The organism is Chitinispirillales bacterium ANBcel5 (assembly GCA_029688955.1).
Classification (GTDB): domain Bacteria; phylum Fibrobacterota; class Chitinivibrionia; order Chitinivibrionales; family Chitinispirillaceae; genus Cellulosispirillum; species Cellulosispirillum alkaliphilum.
This window is the reverse complement of sequence record JARUKZ010000004.1, coordinates 37,842-57,286: the sequence shown is the minus strand read 5'-3', so window position 1 is coordinate 57,286 and position 19,445 is coordinate 37,842. Positions and strand designations below refer to the sequence as shown.

Annotated in this window: 20 protein-coding genes; 11 read left to right on the top strand and 9 right to left on the bottom strand. The window is 44.3% G+C overall.

Annotation, left to right across the window (positions count from 1 at the left end):
- The first annotated feature begins 6 nt into the window (after positions 1-6).
- Positions 7-876 carry a phosphoribosylaminoimidazolesuccinocarboxamide synthase gene (locus QA601_03240; GenBank protein ID MDG5814078.1) on the top strand — a complete coding sequence of 290 codons (870 nt, stop codon included), beginning with the start codon at positions 7-9 and terminating at the stop codon, positions 874-876.
- A 16-nt stretch (positions 877-892) separates the two neighbouring features.
- On the opposite strand, the gene QA601_03235 is transcribed toward QA601_03240, so the two are convergent.
- Entirely contained in the window at positions 893-2,005 is a 1,113-nt protein-coding gene (locus tag QA601_03235; protein MDG5814077.1) for a glycosyltransferase, read from the bottom strand.
- 469 nt (positions 2,006-2,474) lie between these two features.
- The gene (locus QA601_03230; GenBank protein ID MDG5814076.1) at positions 2,475-3,650 is read right to left on the bottom strand and encodes an NAD(P)/FAD-dependent oxidoreductase; all 1,176 of its coding nucleotides are present in this window, start codon (positions 3,648-3,650) and stop codon (positions 2,475-2,477) included.
- A 254-nt stretch (positions 3,651-3,904) separates the two neighbouring features.
- On the opposite strand from QA601_03230, the gene htpX reads away from it, so the two are divergent.
- Positions 3,905-4,759 (top strand): zinc metalloprotease HtpX, encoded by an 855-nt coding sequence (htpX, locus tag QA601_03225; GenBank protein ID MDG5814075.1) that lies wholly within the window; start codon positions 3,905-3,907, stop codon positions 4,757-4,759.
- Between the two features lie 115 nt (positions 4,760-4,874).
- Here htpX and QA601_03220 read toward each other — a convergent pair whose 3' ends face one another.
- The 3 genes from QA601_03220 to rpiB all read right to left on the bottom strand — a co-directional run bounded on the left by QA601_03220 (position 4,875) and on the right by rpiB (position 6,664).
- Positions 4,875-5,633 carry a DUF72 domain-containing protein gene (locus QA601_03220; protein MDG5814074.1) on the bottom strand — a complete coding sequence of 253 codons (759 nt, stop codon included), beginning with the start codon at positions 5,631-5,633 and terminating at the stop codon, positions 4,875-4,877.
- A gap of 82 nt (positions 5,634-5,715) precedes the next feature.
- Entirely contained in the window at positions 5,716-6,183 is a 468-nt protein-coding gene (locus tag QA601_03215) for a dCMP deaminase family protein (protein ID MDG5814073.1), read from the bottom strand.
- Positions 6,184-6,217: 34 nt separating this feature from the next.
- A complete protein-coding gene (rpiB, locus tag QA601_03210; GenBank protein ID MDG5814072.1) occupies positions 6,218-6,664 on the bottom strand; it encodes a ribose 5-phosphate isomerase B in 447 nt (148 codons plus the stop codon).
- Positions 6,665-6,782: 118 nt separating this feature from the next.
- Here rpiB and QA601_03205 point away from each other — a divergent pair, with 118 nt between their 5' ends.
- The 4 genes from QA601_03205 to QA601_03190 all read left to right on the top strand — a co-directional run bounded on the left by QA601_03205 (position 6,783) and on the right by QA601_03190 (position 8,787).
- Positions 6,783-7,343, top strand: a complete 561-nt coding sequence (locus QA601_03205; protein ID MDG5814071.1) for a sigma-70 family RNA polymerase sigma factor — start codon at positions 6,783-6,785, stop codon at positions 7,341-7,343.
- Positions 7,327-7,656, top strand: coding sequence for a hypothetical protein (locus QA601_03200; protein ID MDG5814070.1), 330 nt, complete (start codon positions 7,327-7,329; stop codon positions 7,654-7,656). Before QA601_03205 ends, QA601_03200 begins: the two co-directional genes overlap by 17 nt.
- A gap of 1 nt (position 7,657) precedes the next feature.
- Positions 7,658-8,101: a periplasmic heavy metal sensor gene (locus QA601_03195; protein MDG5814069.1), complete on the top strand. Its 444-nt coding sequence runs from the start codon at positions 7,658-7,660 to the stop codon at positions 8,099-8,101.
- A gap of 167 nt (positions 8,102-8,268) precedes the next feature.
- Positions 8,269-8,787: a hypothetical protein gene (locus tag QA601_03190; protein MDG5814068.1), complete on the top strand. Its 519-nt coding sequence runs from the start codon at positions 8,269-8,271 to the stop codon at positions 8,785-8,787.
- A 72-nt stretch (positions 8,788-8,859) separates the two neighbouring features.
- Here QA601_03190 and QA601_03185 read toward each other — a convergent pair whose 3' ends face one another.
- Positions 8,860-10,866 (bottom strand): fibro-slime domain-containing protein, encoded by a 2,007-nt coding sequence (locus QA601_03185; GenBank protein MDG5814067.1) that lies wholly within the window; start codon positions 10,864-10,866, stop codon positions 8,860-8,862.
- Between the two features lie 141 nt (positions 10,867-11,007).
- Positions 11,008-12,009 carry a tyrosine recombinase XerC gene (locus tag QA601_03180; GenBank protein ID MDG5814066.1) on the bottom strand — a complete coding sequence of 334 codons (1,002 nt, stop codon included), beginning with the start codon at positions 12,007-12,009 and terminating at the stop codon, positions 11,008-11,010.
- A 41-nt stretch (positions 12,010-12,050) separates the two neighbouring features.
- On the opposite strand from QA601_03180, the gene rfbA reads away from it, so the two are divergent.
- Positions 12,051-12,938, top strand: a complete 888-nt coding sequence (gene rfbA / locus QA601_03175) for a glucose-1-phosphate thymidylyltransferase RfbA (GenBank protein ID MDG5814065.1) — start codon at positions 12,051-12,053, stop codon at positions 12,936-12,938.
- Positions 12,939-12,941: 3 nt separating this feature from the next.
- A complete protein-coding gene (gene rfbC / locus QA601_03170; GenBank protein MDG5814064.1) occupies positions 12,942-13,487 on the top strand; it encodes a dTDP-4-dehydrorhamnose 3,5-epimerase in 546 nt (181 codons plus the stop codon).
- Between the two features lie 19 nt (positions 13,488-13,506).
- Here rfbC and ftsH read toward each other — a convergent pair whose 3' ends face one another.
- Together ftsH and QA601_03160 are read right to left on the bottom strand one after the other, a co-directional pair.
- Positions 13,507-15,441, bottom strand: a complete 1,935-nt coding sequence (gene ftsH / locus QA601_03165; protein MDG5814063.1) for an ATP-dependent zinc metalloprotease FtsH — start codon at positions 15,439-15,441, stop codon at positions 13,507-13,509.
- Between the two features lie 176 nt (positions 15,442-15,617).
- Entirely contained in the window at positions 15,618-16,547 is a 930-nt protein-coding gene (locus QA601_03160; protein ID MDG5814062.1) for an ACP S-malonyltransferase, read from the bottom strand.
- A gap of 183 nt (positions 16,548-16,730) precedes the next feature.
- Here QA601_03160 and QA601_03155 point away from each other — a divergent pair, with 183 nt between their 5' ends.
- From QA601_03155 to QA601_03145, 3 genes are all read left to right on the top strand, one after another.
- Complete coding sequence (locus tag QA601_03155) at positions 16,731-18,125, top strand: leucyl aminopeptidase family protein (protein ID MDG5814061.1); 1,395 nt, start codon at positions 16,731-16,733, stop codon at positions 18,123-18,125.
- A gap of 277 nt (positions 18,126-18,402) precedes the next feature.
- On the top strand, positions 18,403-18,783 hold the full coding sequence (locus tag QA601_03150; GenBank protein MDG5814060.1) for a hypothetical protein: 381 nt from the start codon (positions 18,403-18,405) through the stop codon (positions 18,781-18,783).
- 275 nt (positions 18,784-19,058) lie between these two features.
- Entirely contained in the window at positions 19,059-19,433 is a 375-nt protein-coding gene (locus QA601_03145; protein MDG5814059.1) for a response regulator, read from the top strand.
- Positions 19,434-19,445 lie beyond the last annotated feature (12 nt).

The following is a 19,445-nucleotide window of genomic DNA, read 5'->3' as shown; positions in this document are numbered from 1 at the left end:
TCTTGTATGAAGAAACAATCTTTGCGCACCTTTCCCGCCAAAACGGGTAAGGTGCGCGATCTTTTTGAACTAGACTCCAAAAGGCTTCTGGTCGTCGCATCAGACAGAATCAGTGCCTACGACTCCATTCTTCCAACACTGATTCCCCAAAAAGGTGTTATTCTAACACAAATCAGCAGGTATTGGTTTAATCTAACCTCAACCATCTGCCCCAACCATGTGATAGATTCAACGGATCAGCAGTTTATTTGGCACCATGATGACTATCCGGATCTCAAAGATCGCTTAATGGTGGTAAAACGAGCCGAAAAACTTCCGATCGAAGCGATTGTCAGGGGTTATATCTGTGGATCAGCCTGGAAAGAATATCAACAATTTGGTACCATTTCCGGCATTAAGCTTCAACCCGGCCTCAAAGAAGCATCAAAACTTCCACGGCCAATCTTTAGCCCCTCCACTAAAGCTGATACCGGTCATGATGAAAACATCACTTTCGAAGAGATGGTAGAAATCGTTGGTCAAACTGCTGCCGCAGAGGTGAGGGAAGCCAGCCTTAAACTCTATGATTTTGCAGCACAAAAAGCTCTTCAGGCGGGGATTATCATCGCAGATTCGAAATTTGAGTTTGGGTATATCGATGGGAAGCTGTGCGTTATTGATGAGTTGTTCACTCCCGACTCCTCCAGATTCTGGCCCGCTGACCTGTACCGTGAAGGACAAAGTCAGCACAGTTTCGACAAACAGTACGTACGGGACTACCTCGATTCCATTGCCTGGCAGAGAACTCCCCCAGCACCAGCGCTTCCTGCTCATGTGGTGGATGAAACATTAACCAAGTACCATGAAATGCTTAACCGCCTGCAGATAAGAATCTGATCCTTAGCTAACTTCCCTATCCTTTATAGGGGAATCGCTCCCAGGCATTATCCACAAACTGCTTAAACTCTGTTTCAAATCTTGATCGGGGAAATCGCTCAGCATTCTTTCTTATCTGCTGAGGGTCAAAGCTATCTTCAGTGGCCAAAAACTCATGAACCTTCTCCATAAGTGACTCTACCGTCTGGTTTCTGAAAAACAGTCCCGTTTTCCCCTCAACCACAGTCTCAAGCGCTCCCCCGCGGCCAAAGGCAATAACCGGGATCCCGCTTGCCTGTGCTTCTACGTTCACTATCCCAAAGTCCTCCTCTGCTGAAAACACAAACGCTCTGGCCTTACTGAGTAGATCTGATAGCTGTGGCGAAGGTACATAGCCTAAAAATTCTATATTCCCGTTAGCTATCTTTTCCAGTTTTTTCCGTGAAGGACCATCCCCTACTATAACCAGAGGGAGTTTTAACCTGTTAAACGCTTTTATGATCAGATCGATTCTTTTGTAGGAAACTAAGCGCGATACCGTGATAAAGTAGTTGTCTTTTCTATCACTCACTTTGAAATTATCGATATTTACAGGCGGATAGATCACCTTAGCCCTTCTGTTATAACACTTTTTGATTCTGTGGGCAATGTAGTGGGAATTGGTCACATACTCATTGACCCTGTTTGCTGAGGTATAATCCCACATCCTGAGATAATGCATCAACATACGTACTATAACACTTTTCGCCCCCCTATCCAACCCTTCCGCTTCAAGGTATTCATACATCAGGTCCCATGCATAACGCATCGGTGAGTGACAGTAACAGATATGAAGCTGATCGGAGGAGTTAAGCACCCCCTTAGCCACTGCATAGGATGAGGATATAATAAGCTTATGGTCTCTTAAATCATGCTGCTCTACTGCCAGGGGATAGAAAGGAACAAAAAGGCGATGGTGTTTTTTTGCAAAAGGAATCTTTTGAAGCAGTGATGTCTCAACGGGGATTTTTTCAAACAGTGTTTCTTTTAAGGCTTCTTTATCATGAAAGAGCGTGTAGATCGTTCCCGGGTACAGTTTATATATCGACCTCAAAACGCTTTCTGCTCCTGCGACTGTTACCAACCATTCATGAATCAAAGCACTCGACATTTTACATAACTCCAAATACGACAATATGATAGAAGAGTATAATTGTATCATTACATACATGATCAAGCAATATTTGTTTTTTTATGAAGAAATCAGGGTGTGGGATTGAGAGACAAAACTTTGCCCGGCGATACCTCAGGGTGTGGGATAGGGAGGAAAATTTCCGCAGGGCATATCGCAGGGTGTGGGATACGGAGGAAAATTTCCGCAGGGCATATCGCAGGGTGTGGGATTGGGAGGAAAATTTCCGCAGGGCATGTCGCAGGGTGTGGACCCCTCGGCTCCGCCCGGGGAACTGAATGTTTGCCGCCCGGGAGCCCCCGGTTTTACCTTACGCCTACGCACCCCTGATTTACTTCATCGGTTCTACCTGTCCATACCTCTCAGTGCTGCGGTTATTTATTGTGGATGACTAACAGTTTATCGTAACCCTACCCGCCAACGCAGAAGCAAGAACACACCAAACAACCTACATAAGGTGTCGCAGGGCCCACACCAGACGGGGAAACCTGCCCAGACTTGCCTTGAAAATTCTGGACATGGTTATCTCCTGAGGAGACAAAGCGCATAGAGTTTTAGCCGCTCTGTTATAATCACCATCAGGGACAGAGTACAATGAAGCTTTTACCCGTGCCAGCTTGAGATGGCGACTTCCCCTTTTCTCAAACCAGCTTTTTTCATACCTCCTGCATATCTTCTGTAATTCTTTTGGATTTTCTTCTGTGAGCATCTCAAGGGCACAGTTACCTGCCAGGGCTCCCGAAATGAGGGCTTCGGAAATTCCTGCCCTTGAGATCGGGTTGATCGAATTTGCGGCATCACCGGCTTTAATGAACCCAGGCAAGGCGATGGTTTCTCTTTTATAGCCACAGGATATGGTTCCGGAAAAACGTTTTACGATTTCCGCGGAAGGGTAGTGTTCATTTATGTAGTTTTCCAGAAGAGAGCGGATATTTACTTTGGCCCTGAAGCGGTTACCAACAACCACCCCGATATTGGCTTCACCCTGAGCTCTCGGGAAGGTCCAGGCATAACCACCGGGTGCAATGTTTTGCCCTGTTTGAATCTGCACCGCATCCAGAGGCACATCCACACCCTTTGCATGAATCAGGTAGGCAGGCTCAAGATCATAGGGTTTCCAGCAGATATTCTCCTGCCGCCCCAGGAGACCAACCGGCCCTGAAGCATCAATCACAATTTTAGCTTCAATAGAGGTACCATTTTCCAGCTCCAGCTTTCGGTACCCATTATGTGGTGGCTGAGCTGCTACTACTTTGTGCCCAAAAACGCACTCCACTCCCCTATCCGAAAGCGTGTTTGCAAGATCATACTGCATCTTTGCGCGATCTATTATATACCCCTTATTTTTGTCTTCATAGGTAACCGAAGTATTATCCGGTGAAGAAAAGGTCGCCTTGCTGATCACAAGCCGTATCCATGAAGGGTCCACACTGAGAGCATCCTCCAGCCCCAGCTTTCCAACCCCTTCAGCGCAGGGAATCGGTTTATCCCAGGGCCTCTTTTTATCCACAAGCAGAACCGATAAAGCCTTTTGCGCACTTACCTTCATACCTGCATTGAGTCCTGCAGGGCCGGCACCAATAATCACCACATCATAACGGGCTTTTTCTGGGGAATTTTGCATAGAAAGGGTTTTTCCTGCTCGGGTCAAAAGAACAATTTTTCTGCTTATAATATAATTATTCGGGGAAAGTAGGTGTTTTACTATTAAAATCTGCCTAAGTAGTTATCAGTACTTCCCCTCCCCCTAAGATCCAATAAAAATAGTCAATATCCGTAATAAAAGGCAGGAAAATTACCATGCCCGGTCCGGAAAACTATTAACTATTTTTTAAGTGAAATGACACCGTAAGCCTTTAAAACGAGGAGGTTCAACAGATGAACTCCATTAAAACAACTCTCTTACTTGCTGCCCTTACAGGATTGCTGGTCGTATTCGGCAATATGCTGGGTGGGTCTCAGGGGGCGCTCATTGCTCTGATTTTTGCCGGGGTGATGAATTTTGTCAGCTATTGGTACTCGGATAAAATCGTGCTGAAAATGTATCGTGCTCAAGAAGTAGGTCCCTCTGATGTACCGCAGCTCTATAGTGTAGTTGAGAACCTTGCGCGAAAAAATGGGATGCCGATGCCAAAGGTGTTTGTGATCAATAACGATTCACCCAACGCTTTTGCTACAGGCAGAAGCCCCAGCCATGCATCGGTTGCAGCAACAGTAGGCATACTGCGACTGCTCGATCAGGATGAGCTGGAAGGGGTGATGGCCCACGAGCTGGCCCATGTAAAAAACCGTGATACTCTTATAAGCACAGTAGCCGCGACGGTTGCAGGTGCTATTACTATGATTGCAACAATGGTCAGATGGAGCGCTATTTTTGGTGGCGGTATGCGGGGAAGCAGCAATAACCGGGGCAATGCCATTGGCGCACTGGCTCTGGCGATACTTGCCCCCATGGCAGCACTGTTGATTCAGATGGCGATTTCGCGTTCAAGGGAATTTGCTGCTGATGAAGCGGGAGCCAAAATGTGCGGCAAACCACTTGCACTGGCAAACGCCCTGACACGTTTGCATCAGGGGGCACGTTCAATGCCACTTCGGGGAGGCAATGAAGCAACAGCCCATCTTTTCATCGTAAATCCTTTTAAGGGTGGAATGACTTCTCTTTTCAGCACTCATCCATCAATGGATGACAGAGTGCGCAAGTTGCGAGAGCTGTCACGACAGATGGCCTGATTGGTTTTGACTTACAGGGGCAGAAATGTAGTTCTTCTGCCCCAATACTCCACACAACCATAGAGTGCAAATATCAATGGAGCACCAGCACAAAGGACGCTACACCTTCAATTTTCTATAATCTTTTTGCTACCAGCTCTTTTAAGTGGGTGCAGTTTTTCACCGCATAGCCCTCGAGGTCATTGTTAAAATACCCCATCACCCCCTTGCCCTCTCTGCTAAGAGAAGCGATCCAACCAGCCCACCTCTCAAGTTCTTCATCCGGATAATCACCCCCGTAGAGTGCCTGATGTCCATGGAACCTCAGATAAACATCACTACTGGTAATTACTCGTTCTGTTTTCATCCCCTCCATATCATGAATACAAAAGATTGCATCGTATGACCTTAGCAACTGATAGGTTTGATTGTCATACCATGCGGGGTTTCTGAACTCAAGAGCATACCTGTTGTGCGGTGGAAGCTGTTGCAGAAAGTTATCTAAACGTTGCAGGTCAAATTTTAGATTTGGGGGCAATTGAATCAGATAAACACTAATTTTCTCTTGCAGCGGCTCAAAGACGGAGAAAAACCATTGCAGCTCATTTTCACAATTTTGCAGTTTTTTGATGTGAGTGATAAGGCGGGACATCTTTATGGAAAAACGAAAGTTTTGAGGTGAACGGGCATTCCAGCTCTTAGTGGCTTTTTGGGTTGGAATGCGATAAAATGAAGCGTTAAGCTCTACAGTATCAAAGTGAGCGGCAAAATATTCAAACCACCTGGTTTTGGCAAGTTTGGGGGGATAAAAGCGCTCTTTCCAGTGTTCATAGGTCCACCCGGAAGTACCAAGCAGAACTTTCCCCCTTTTGATCCTACTCTTTTGCTCAGCCATACACCTAACCCTCCCTCTACAGTAAGAGATAAGCAACGGCAGTACCTGTGAAGCTAAAAGGTAGAAAGTTGAGAAACAGTCCTTATGACTGGCAAACGTTTATCAGTTCTATACCCGCTTGTTTTGCCACAGTGATGACTTTTTCATCCCTGTAAAACTCATGATAATAGATGCGCTTTATGCCACTGTTTGCGATGAGTTTAAAGCAGTTCCAACAGGGAGAAGCTGTTACATAGATGTCAGCGCCGTTTATTGCCGTACCGTTTTTGGCTGCCTGGATTATAGCGTTTGCTTCAGCGTGAACAGTTGCCACACAATGGGTATTTTCCATCATGTGCCCCACATCATCACAGTGTGGCATCTGTCGTATACTTCCATTGTAGCCGGTCGAAAGAATTGTTTTATCTCTCACTATTACGGCCCCCACATGCTTTCTGTCACAGGTGGAACGGGTAGCAACCTGATGAGCAATCTGCATAAAATACTCATCCCAGTCAGCACGTTTTCTTCCTGATTTTACCTCAGTCTCTTTTTGCAATGTATCACTCATATACCACTCCCACATTTAGAAGCCCGAGCAAGCTTCAGCTTAAATTATCAAGAAGTTCAACCCGTTTTTGATGCCTTCCGCCCTCAAAATCTCCCTCTAGCCAGGCATCGAGAATTTCCTTTGCCGAATCAACAGACAACGTACGTGCACCAAGGACGACGACGTTTGAATTGTTGTGTTTACGGCTTAATGTAGCCATCTCGGGGGTAAAACAGAGCGCCGCACGCACTCCTTTATGGCGGTTGGCAGCAATGGAAGCGCCTATACCGGTACCACAGAAAAGTACCCCCCTGCTGTATTCACCCTTAGCGATGGCAGAAGCCATATCACTGGCGAAAACCGGATAATCATCTGATGCATCATATTGGCAGGCACCAAAATCCTTAACAGAAAAACCCTTTTGTTCAAGATAGGCCTTGATCTGCTCTTTGAATTCATAACCGGCATGATCACCCGCAACACCTATTACATCCTTATTCATCACTACTCCCGTAATTTGAAAACTAAAAAAAGAGTATCTGAAAATACAATACGCTCCCGGTTTTCCGAAACGTAATATTTTTTCTGTAACATTCTTTTGAAACGACGGTCTAATAACTGTGAACGAAATTGAAGAAACAACACTAGCCGCAGCGCAGCGAGGCAGCCAAAAGGCATTCAGGAAGCTCTATGATTACTATGCTCCCCTGGTGTGGCGACTGTGCTACCGGGCAAGCAATGGTGAGAAGCGTATCGCGGAGGAAATAATGCAGGATGTTTTTATAAAGGTACACCGCTCTTTAAATTCCTTTAGAGGAAACTCTGCTTTTTCCACCTGGCTTTTTAGAGTAACCTACAATGCTACAATGGAATACCATAGCAAAATCACCCGCTGGAACCGTTTCAACAAACCGCTTGAAGAGGATTTGGTGGGAGAACAACGGCAGGATACACTCGAAGCACAACAGCAGATACAGCTGATTCTTGAACCCCTTTCAAGTGAGGAGAGATTTCTGCTCACAGCAAGAGAAGTTGAAGGACTTACCTATGATGAGCTGGCAGTAATCATTGGGGAGAGTGAAGGGGCATTGCGAACAAAAGTATCACGGCTTAAAACGAGTATCAAAAACCGACTCCAAAAAAACAACGGGGAGGTAGTAATCAATGACACCAATCGATGAAAACACATTTTACCGTGAGTTGGGCAACGTACCCCGTCACCCGGATACACTGTTTGAAACGATAGAAAGAAAAACCAGACGTCCACGCTATGCTAAATGGGCGGCTCTTGCAGCTTCTGTTATCATACTTTTGGGCATCGCCACTTTAATGCCCAGACACGACAGAACAGTGTACCACTCCGGTATTGATCCGGAGGTGCTTTCAGAGCTGGATTTTGCCTACGATTACCTAAACGGAAACGATATAGAGGAACAGTTAAGTGCAGTCTCCTTTGCTTTTGAAGACCAATTTTTCCCTGGAAAGGAACAGTAGTATGAACAGTAAGTCGACTTTCAACTCATTTTTGTTGGTGGCTCTACTAGTTACTATGGGCGCCGGCGGTATTCAGGCCCGAAACCGACCAACCAAAGCGCGCTCACCCCTGGCCAACCTTGAGCTGACATCAGAGCAAAAAGAGAGCATCAGGGAGATCCACAAAAGCCGCAAAAGTGATCGTGAAACCAATGTGAACCAAATGATTTCATTGCGTGAAAATATCAAAACCGAACTGTTAAAGGAGAACCCCTCCCGCGAAACTCTCACCCGGTATTCAGCTGAACTGGGGGAGTTGCATAAAGTTATAAACCAAAGGCGAATCGGCTATCTTCTTGAATTAAAAGAGATTCTGACTGAGGAACAGTTTGCTCAAATTGCTGAGTCAAAACAAAGACCGTCACAGTTCAGAGGACATAAAGGCCAGCGAAGAAGATCTGAGTAAGCTTTGAGCCGGCAAGACACTGCGTGCAGGGAGAGTGCTTCATGAAGCACTCTCCTTTTTTTATCGACTGCTAAACCTTCCTTCAATCAATCCAAACCCCAAAGCGTATTGTCTCACACTTTCGAACTTCACTCATGATTTTTATTAATAACGAGAAAGGATTCTCTATGTATCGAAAAAGAATGATCTTAACATTGCTTACTGCCGCGTTGGTTACAGTGCCAGCATTCTCATCTTCAGCTGAAAATACCCCCTCCAGCACACTAGAGATGAAACCAATGGGATTAAATTTCCTGCCTGGTGAGAGTCGCAATGCACGTGGGCTGCATAAAGCCATGAGAAAACTGGGTACAGAACATTACAAGCGAAGAGTTGAGCTTCAGCGCAAGATTGACCGCGAATTACACAAACGTAACCCTTCAGAGAGAAGACTGCAATCGTACGCTGAAGAGATGAGCAACATTGAACTTTCCTATCAACAGAAAAGAACTCAATATCTCATGAGATTTAAATCGGTGCTGGGTGACCAGGAGTTTAAAAGGGCGATGAGACAAAAACCTGAGGAAGAGAAACAGGTTAGCGTTTCAAGACCAGGAAGAAGAAGAATAACAACGGGTGTAAGATTCAGGCCTGTTTGCCCAAGAAGAAGAATTTCGATTTCAAAAAGAAGGCCCTTTTTCTTCTAAGGGCTTCCAGCCTCTTTGGGTCACCGAACACGAAAGCACCATTCCCTTAGCTCAGGAATGGTGCTTTTAACCCTATTTTCTTACACCTACCTTATAAGTTTCTGTGATTCGCTTCCCATCCACATCGGTTCCGGAGATTGTAACCAAATAAACTCCCGGCCCAACTCTTCTTCCGTTTGCATTATAACCATCCCAGACAACACCATAGGATCTGGATGCCAACGCGCGTCGCAATTTAAGATCCGATCGTACTAAATTCCCTACAGCATCATAGATCAGTACACGTCCAAAGTACTCTGAACCCTGTGTCTCTGCCCTTAGTGGTTTGGGGGTATCGATAGTAATGAGGGTCCCGTGAGTGTTGTTGTTTATAACGTTTCTGTAAAATTCAAGTGACTGGGCAGGTAATTGGTTACTCAGGTTTGTTTTCCCCGGGACAAATGGATTGGGGCTTGCAGACACGTTTTTCTCCCCTATGCTTCCTACAGCAATCGTATCGGGCAGCAGATCGTCCTGCCTTACCACTATGAAGGTTTCTTCCCCTACGCCTATAAAATTTTTGGTAACTAAAGCTGAGCTGGTGGATATTCGCTGCACATCTGCCACATTATGATCGAGGCTTTGCCATTGAGGGTTTTCTGCATGGTGTATGTAATTACCGAACCTATCCCTAACAACGGCAAAGATCTCCGCCATCGACTCATTTTCGGCAAAATACAGACCATCGAAATCATCCTTTTGGTGACGATTAAAGTTTAAGCTATCCTCTACAATGTCGAGCATATATGCCGGACCAGGCTCAATGGTGAAAGTTATGCGCACCTCTGAGGGTGGGTTGTCAGGATATTCCGGATCGTGAAAAGTACCTTTGATTACAGTAGTTGAATTTGCCTTGTTGGAATTGAGAACATTGCGTGAACCACGATCGTTTAACAGCTCAGCGTCACCACTCTCCACTTCCCAGATAATCCCATCGGCGTATTCGGGTCTCCACTCATCGTTGTCGTCAAAAATATGCCCATAAAACTCAAAGGGAACTCCGGCGGTAATAGTTTGTTCTGAAGATATCGGCTGATTTGAGCCCTCATTAGGTGCCCCGGGTTCAGGATAAACCAGCAGTTGTGATGGAGAGAAGATAATGTTGGTTTGAATCCATATGGTTGAAGCAGCGGAATGACGTTCGGCATAGAATACATGCATGTCATATTCACGTCCATCCTCAAGCCCCGGCAGATCATCCACATTAAAATGCCCGATTTCTGCCTCTTTAATTCCACCTAGATCCAAAGCAAGTCTTCTGTCCACAAAAGCCCACACATCATCATCACCCTGAAACCAGAAAGTCATTCCTGGCTCTTTTACGAATTTCCAGTGTAACTCCATAGTAAAGGAGTAGTTACGATCGGGGTTAATTCCCTGCTGTTGGTTCCACTCGTAGTTTTCGAGTTCATGGTTCCACTCATTGCCAAACCCTCTGTTATCCAGCGGAAAAAATTCAGCATCTCTAAACTCATACACCCCATCCCCGATGTGGGAAAATGGCAATGAATCTTCAATAACCATATTTATAAACGAAGTGTCATGGTCTACCCGCCGGGTTCCTTCATAGGTAACTTCCTGTCGGTATTCCATCTCCCATCGATCACCACCGAAACGCTCGGGTAAGCCCTGAGGGGGGATCTCCTTATCGGGATAATGGAGCCTGAACTCTTCATACCGCTCCTCCTGTCCGGTGTGTCCCATTGCCTGTCTGGCCCTTGGAGTGTAGACCGGAATAGTATAATCCCCCTTTGCCGCTTCCTCCCAATGGCGATACCAATATTTGATATAATGATTCATGTATGGCTCAGGACCGGGTAGTGGTTTATCATCTTCATCCAAATAAGGGGCAACCATACCAGTTTTAAGTCCAGCCTGATGACGTTGTTCAAATTCGGGATTAGAACGATCGGAGTGAAAATCATAAAATGTTACAGGAACCCAAATTGTATCAGGATAGACCTGCGCCTGCACAGTGGATAAGGAGAGTATCCACAACATTAACAAAAATGCTGTTTTTAGAAAAGAGGTACTTTTCATACCGCGCTCCCTTAATCGCTTAATTTTATCGTCTCTCTATTAGCTATAATATAAATAGAATTCACCCACTATTAAGCACCTTTTTACCTAAAGCCCTGAAAGGAGTATTCAGTTGTATTAACTGGCGCGGGGACAGCCAACTCATTCAAACTTTTCTGCCCGCGGATGTGCCTGGCGATACACTTTTAATAGGTGTTCTTTGGATACGTGGGTATAGATTTGAGTGGTGGAAAGTGAGGCGTGACCCAGCAGCTCTTTAACTGCCCGTATGTCTGCTCCGGCATCCAGCAAATGAGTCGCAAATGAGTGGCGGAGCACATGAGGACTTCTTTTGTTTCTCAAACTCACTCCCTGCAGCCCCTTTGATACTATGCGTTCTATCTGCCTTCTCGATAACCTGGCTCCCTCTTTGGTGGTAAACACAGGGTCAGATAAACCCGTCTGTGCCCTTTCCCTCAGGTAGTGTTCTGTAAGCTCAAGGGCCACCTTTGTAACCGGAACGATCCTTTCTTTGTTGCCCTTTCCTAAAACCTTCAGTGTCATTGAGTGTTTGTCGATATCGCCAATATTTAACCCATGAAGCTCAGACAGCCTGATACCGCTACCGTAAAACAGCTCAATAATTGCTCTGTTACGAATCGGTTCCTTGGTTGGCGCTTCTGCACTGTTTAGCTCCTCAGCCTGAGAACGGGTTAGGAAGACCGGAAGTGGTTTCTCTATCCTGGGGGTAGCGAGTGCTTTTGAAGGGTTGGCGGACAAAATTTTCTGCTTTACGCAGTAATGACACAGTGATTTTATTGCTGCTAACTTTCTGGCAAGGGTTTTGGGTTTAAGCCCTTTTTCCCGAACTGAGTAGCTAAATGTTCTTATGGCCGATTTGTTTAGAGAGGTTTTGATTGATGGGGGCACCCCTGCTTTATTGAGAAATTCAACGAACTGTGCAAGATCTCTTCTATAAGCACAAAGGGTGTTTTCTGAGTACCCCTTTTCTTTTTTGGTGTATTCAAGAAAATCAAAGATGACCTTTTCCAGTTCAGTTTTCATTTGTACCTTCTTTCCTATACCGGACCTGTTTAAATGTAAATACAACATGCCACCTTTTTTGTCGAGTGGTTCCGGCTGCATCATTTTATGTATATTCATAGCAATTGCAACTGCAGATTATTCGCACCTTTGGAGATTAAATGAAGTATAAAGGCATTATTCTTGCCGGTGGATCGGGAACTCGTCTCTACCCGATCACTATAGCGGTCTCTAAGCAGCTTATGCCTGTTTACGATAAACCAATGATCTATTACCCACTTTCCATTCTGATGCTTGCGGGGATTCGGGATATTCTAATAATTACAACACCACAGGACAGCGAAAGTTTCAAGAAGCTGCTTGGTGATGGAAAACAATGGGGCATTAACCTCTCTTATGCTCAGCAGAAACGCCCTGAGGGGCTTGCTCAGGCATTTATAATCGGAAAAGAATTCTTGGGAGACAGTCCTGCAGCCTTGATTTTAGGTGATAACCTCTTCTGGGGCCATGGGCTTGTACAGTGTCTCAGGGAAGCGATTAGCAGAGAAACTGGTGCCACTATCTTTGCTTACAGAGTACATGATCCAAGCAGATACGGGGTAGTAGAATTCGATAAAGATGGTAAGGCTATATCCCTTGAAGAAAAGCCTTCTGAACCGAAATCAAAGTATGCAATTCCCGGTATCTATTTCTATGATTCCAACGTAAGCGATCTAACTTCAACCCTTAAACCGTCCCAAAGGGGGGAGTTGGAAATTACTGACCTTAACCGTCTCTATCTTGAACAAAATCAGCTTCATGTAGTTAACCTGGGCCGCGGCATAGCGTGGCTGGATACCGGAACACACGAATCGATGCTTAAGGCTTCAGAGTTTGTGGAAACGATACAAACCCGTCAGGGCCAAAAAGTTTCCTGCCCTGAAGAGATCGCCTATAGACTTAACTATATTGATTCAGAACAGCTTACTAAAGTTGCAAACCCCATGAAACACAACGCCTACGGACAATATCTTCTTGAACTTGCAAATGGAAATTTTGAGGAAGTATAGGATATGGAGTTTTTACAAACAGAACTAAATGGTGTGATTTTGATAAAACCCGACGTTTTTCGGGACAACAGGGGTTTTTTTCTGGAGAGCTATTCAAGGGAAAAATTTCAACATGCAGGCATAGATACAGATTTCATTCAGGACAACCACTCCAGGTCTGTAAAAAGAGGCGTAATAAGAGGGCTACACTTTCAGGCTCCCCCGGCGGCTCAAAGCAAGCTGGTTCGGGTAACTAAAGGAGCAGTTATGGATATAGTGGTGGATTTACGGGAACAGTCCCCCACCTTTGGTAAATGGAGCAGCTTCGAGCTCACCGAAGAAAATTTCAATATTCTTTTCGTACCCAAAGGGTTTGCCCACGGATTTTGTACCTTAACCGAAAACTGCGAGCTTCAGTATAAAGTAGATTATCCCTATGCTCCTTCATTGGACCGTGGGATTAAATGGAATGACCCTGAACTTAAAATCGATTGGCCGGTTAAAGACCCTGTACTTTCCGATAAAGACGCATCTCTGCCCTCATTTAGAGAGACAGAGATATGCTTTTAAGGGAATAACTTTTTACTCACTATTTCTTGGTAGGTGAGTTTTCAGAAGTATCGACACTGTTTAGGAGTTTCTCTATTTCGCCATTTTCAAGGGTTTCGTGTTCGATAAGTGCTTCAGCAAGACGGTTAAGCTTTTCTTTGTTCTCATTGAGAATTCGATAGGTTTTCTGCTCCTGGTCAACGATAATACGCTGAATCTCTTCATCGATCATTTTAGCAGTATGTTCACTGAAATCCTTTTGCTGTATCATATCTCTTCCCAAAAAAGGATGCTCTTCGCCCTGAGTGAAGGTCGCTGGCCCGATCTTTTCACTCATACCCCACTGACAGACCATTTTTCTGGCAATCTGAGTCACGTGCTTTAGGTCTTGTGCTGCGCCACTGGTAAACTCATCAAATATCAGCTTCTCGGAAACTCTTCCACCCAAAGCCACAGAGATACGACTAAGAAGATATTCTCTGTTAAAGTTATGCCTGTCGGTATCAGGGATCTGCTCAGTAGCACCAAGAGATCTTCCCCGTGCGATGATAGTCACCTTTTGCAGTGGATCTGCCTCAGGAAGGAGTTTGGCTACAAGGGCATGCCCCGCTTCATGATATGCTACTATCTTTTTCTCACTGTCATTAAGCTTATCTTCCCTTTCGGCGCCCAGAAGGATCTTATCCTGAGCTTCATCAAAATCTTTTATATCAACCGTTTGTTTATCTTTTCTGCCGGCAAGAAGAGCCGCTTCATTAACCAGATTCTGCAGGTCTGCCCCCGAAAAGCCAACCGTTCTGGCGGCAACCTTCTCAAGGTTAAGATCGGGATCAACGGGGACGTGACTTGCGTGAATCTTTAATATGTCTAACCGCGCAGTTTTCTGTGGTAATTCGAGAGCGATTTGTCGGTCAAAGCGCCCTGGCCGTGTAAGGGCAGGGTCGAGAACATCGGGACGATTGGTTGCCGCAATTACCACAACAGATTGATGGGCCTCAAAACCATCCATTTCAGAGAGGATCTGGTTAAGAGTCTGCTCTCTTTCATCATGACTGCCCCCTAAACCGGTCCCTCTGGCCCTTCCAACAGAATCCAATTCATCGATAAAGATTATCGCCGGCGCTTCCTTTTTTGCGGTTTCAAACATATCCCGTACCCGTGAAGCCCCTACTCCGACAAACATCTCGATAAACTCTGAGCCTGATGTGCTGAAAAAAGGAACCCCGGCTTCACCTGCCGTTGCTTTTGCAAGAAGAGTCTTTCCGGTCCCAGGAGGCCCCATCAGAAGAACTCCCTTAGGAATAGTGGCACCAAGTTTGGCAAATTTACCCGGATCTTTAAGGTAATCCACAATCTCCTGAAGGTCCTTTTTAGCATTACTCAAACCGGCAACATGGTCATAGGAGGTATTGGTCATCTCTTTTTCAAATCGTTTGGCTTTTGACTTTCCTACACTGAATAACCCGCCACCACCACCAAATCCTTTCATCTGTCTTTGAATTCTGCCCCCGGCATACACAAAATAAAGGAGCACCAAAGCCCAGGGTAGTAGGAGTAAAATAGTGCTGAAAAGCCAGTTACGCTCGGTTGTCTGTGCATTAATGGTTACATTCCCCTCTTCAAGCAGCCCCATCAGATCAGAATCGTCAAAGGGTGGTTTGACTGTAGCAAAGTGACTGTATTCAACAGTTTCTCCATCTGCTATCTCTTCGGTATAATATTCAACAAACTCTCCCTCAATTTCTTCTCCACGAATCATCACTTCTGAAATGTTCCCTGTTCTGACCTGGTTTTTAAACTCACTGTAGGGAATCGAAACACGCTGCTCTGAGGTGAAACTACCAAAAATGTAGGAAAACAGTATGGTTAATATGGCAGCCCACATCAAAAAACGCCACATTACAAATTTGCCCTGAGTACCCGGCTCACCGTTTTTTCCGTTACCTGCTCCTCTACCAAGCTCATTATCCGCCATGTTTTGTCCTTCCGTTTGAAATGATTAACGGCATAACCGTTTTGCTGCTTTAATCAAGAGCAAACAGCATGCCTAAAAACAGGCCTATATTAAGCAATGGAGCATCGCAACACGAAAGGAAGAAAAAGAAATAGTTAGAAGAAAAAAGGGGGCGGGTTATTACGCCACCACCTCTATCAAACTGCGGCTTGCTGCATAAGCATATCAATGCTTTTACAAGAATCTATAGAGAAATAGCTCACACCTCTTCGTAACCCATTTGCCCTGGCAAGCCCGGAGATAATTTTACCCGGCCCGACTTCAAAAATCGTTTCGGTAAACAGCCCTGAGAGGGTAGTCATACAGTCTCTCCAGTATACCGGGTTGGTAAGCTGAGCGATATGATGTTGTTTAATAGTTTCGGGATTGTTTTCTATGGTTGCTGTAGCGTTCAAAATAAGAGGTGTTTTAGGTGCAAAAAACTCAATAGGCTTAACCCACTCTCTGTACTCACTGCATGCTTCTTTCATAAAGGGACTATGCCAAGGACCGGCAACTTTAATCATAACTGGTCTTCCTCTACCGTAGGCACAGAACTTTTGAAGCATCTCTGTTTCACCTGAGATTACCACTTGCCCGGGAGCATTATCATTTGCTATAACGATTCTCTCTGGGTCCCCAATGTCTTTGAGTAGTGCTCTTACCTCTTCAACGGAAAGCATCAACACCGCCATCATCCCGCCACTATGATCATTTGCGACCTTGTCCATTAACTGGCCACGTTTAACCGCTATAGTTACCGCCTCTTCAACAGTGATAACATCCGCTGCAGCCAGAGCACTTATCTCACCCAAAGAGTGGCCCGCAAATACATCAACACCAAGCCCCTGCTGCTCTAAACGGTTAAAATAGCACAAGGAAATAGAAACTATAAGCGGCTGAAGGTAGGTGGGTCGTATTAAAGCCGTTTCAGGACCATTACAACAAATATCTTCCACATTTTTCCCGGTCAGATCAGAAGCCATTTCTATTAATGACCTAAAAAGAGTATCCTCTTTAAAAAGGTCTCTTCCCATGCCAAGATACTGACTTCCCTGCCCAGGGAACAAAACTGCTGTTTTACTCATTACTGCTTATCCCTAATTTTTTTCAGAAGAGCGCTTTGTCCCAACTTTTGCAAATATCCTAAATATAGAAGACGCAGACTAAACAAATATATATATTTATCTTTTAATAATCACTTTTTGTTATTCTTATCACAAAATAATCTCAGAATTTTAAATCTTAAACTCTGAATTCAGGTGGGATACATGAAAATTAATCTGTCTAAAACAGCACATTTTCAAACTCAGATCATTCCAATAGCCCAAAATTCCAATTCCAAAATAGTAGATTTCTCCGGAAAAAAAACTGAAACAGCTCTAAGATACGAAGGTGAGAGTGCAAAAATCTATTGCGGCGTCGGAGAGCAAAAAGATATATCCAGTCGTGTTCTGAGAAGTGCCGTTGCCCGTGGGGTTCAAATAGCCCTGGAAGCAAAAAGAAGCCAGGTATCCCTTATACTTTCAGACAAAGAGTGGCTTAATGATGAATTAGCTTCAAGCTGTATAGAGGGGGCGTTACTTGGTTCCTATAAATTCAGTAAATACAAATCGGAACCACCTGTTCTTTTGCAAGATCTTGAAATCATTACAGAAACTCTGAATGAAAACGAAGTTAAAAAAACCAAATCAATCTGTGAAGCTGTTAATTACACCAGAGACCTTGTGAATGAAAATGCTTCAACTATGACTCCCGAGCAAATGGCAAAAGAAGCAAAAACACTGGGAGAAGAGCTTTCGATGAAAGTAACCGTGCTGGATGAAAAAGAGATTGAGCACCAGAAGCTTGGGCTTATTCAGGCCGTTGGGCAAGGCTCGGTTTATCCTCCCAGATTGATCATTATCGAGTACAACGGTAATCAAAAAGAAGAGCAAAAGATCGCAATCCTAGGAAAAGGAATAACATTTGATTCCGGTGGACAGAATCTTAAGCCTTCCGGAAGCATAGAAACGATGCGTGAAGATATGGCCGGGGGAGCTACAGTTCTTGGAATCATGAAAAGTATTGGAACATTAAAACCAAATAGTAATGTCATAGGTGTCATAGCAGCAGCACACAACGCTATTGGTTCAACAGCATTTTTTCCCGGTGATATTTATCGCTCCTACTCCGGTAAAACGGTAGAAATATGTAATACAGATGCTGAGGGACGACTTGTACTGGCTGATGCAATTTCCTATTGCAAGGACAAGTATTCACCAAGCACTATCGTTGACCTTGCAACTCTAACCGGTGGTGTAATGGTGGCATTTGCTGATGTGGTGGCTGGCCTGTTTAGTAATCACGATAAAGTAGCCCAGGATCTGTTTGAAGCAGGCGAACAGAGTGGTGAAAGATTGTGGCGACTACCGTTATATCAGGAATACAGTGAATCGCTGAAAAGTGACATTAGTGACCTGCGAAACCTTTCCAAATTCAAACGCGGGCATGCCAGCTCCATAATCGGTGCCGCTTTTCTCAAAGAATTTGTTGAGGATGTACCCTGGGCTCATATCGATATCGCAGGAACGGCATTTAATGAAGGATCGGCCAAGGCTGAAATCCCGCAGTTTGGAACTGGCTTTGGTGTTAGATTATTAGTGAATTACCTTCTTAAACAATAAGCCACATTTTACTCCCGACCTCCAAAGCAGAGACCCGGAATACAAATCATAGTCTCTGCTTACTCCCGCAGTCTCAGTTAAACATCAATTTTCGGCAAAACCTCAAGAGTATCATCTCCCAAAAGCGTATTAACTTGTATTAAATTGAATTAACGGTTATAATTAATAATGAAATGTATTTAAAAATATTGAATTATTTTGAGGCTATATGTAAATTTTTTTTGGTTTTCTGGATATTTAAGATAAACGATAGTTGAATCTATCAAAGGAGGCACCCGTGTTAAAATTAAAAACTGTACTGTTGTCAGCACTTTTGATCACCGTGCTCATGGGCTGTGGTTCAAAAGATGAAGTTGTTAAAGGTGACAGATTCGTAGTCACTGAAGAGATGAGCAAAAGAGCAGAGTTACATCGTAACAGTGATGGTTTCAGGGCTATCCTTCCCAAGGGAACTGTTCTTCAGGTTGTTGCCACTCCAAGAGCTGCAGCCGGAGTGATGGAAGTTGTTCCGGTAGAAATGGAAGGGAATACAGACACGGAGTCAGTTATGGACAGCTTCATTCCCGAAAATATTAGAAGAAGATATGGTGATGTACAGTATATCATTGGATTAAGTAAAGATTACATAGGGACCAAGATCGAAAAAATTGAAGAGTAAGCCGATTTTACTAACTTAATGCACTTTTTAAGGTGCATTAAGTTAGAGCTGCTTTCTTAAACCCCTTCGCTTTTCTCACTTCTTTTTGCAGATTTAACACTGCCAATACTCTATTCATTTTGTAAGTAGTAGTATTAATTAAAAGCCCATGGTAAAAAAAGGTATATTCGTTGCTTACTAATTTATAGTTACCCTAATCACATATTGATCAGTGGAACTATTAGTAATTGCCCAAAAAGGTAATCACCCCTACACCGTTATAGGAATTGGTTGCTATGACTATAGATGTGCTGATTATTGAGGACGAAAAAGCACTTTCTGAATTAGTAAAGGTTAACTTCACCCTTCGTAACATATCCGTTATTGTAGCCCAAAACGGAAGCGAAGGGATACGCTTTGCCTACAAGCACAAACCCAAAGTCATCCTGCTTGATGTAAGACTCCCCGACATTGATGGCTGGGAGATATGTAAAAAGTTAAAAACAGGTTCCGATAACTACATGCCCATAGTGGTGTTTTTAACTGCTGCCACTCAAAAAAGCGACAAAGAGATGGCCAGAGAGTCAGGTGGAGATGCATTTTTGGAAAAACCCTTTGAAATTAAGACTCTTTTAAAAACAGTACGTGAATTCCTTGACCAAAAGCGTTAAATAAATGCACGA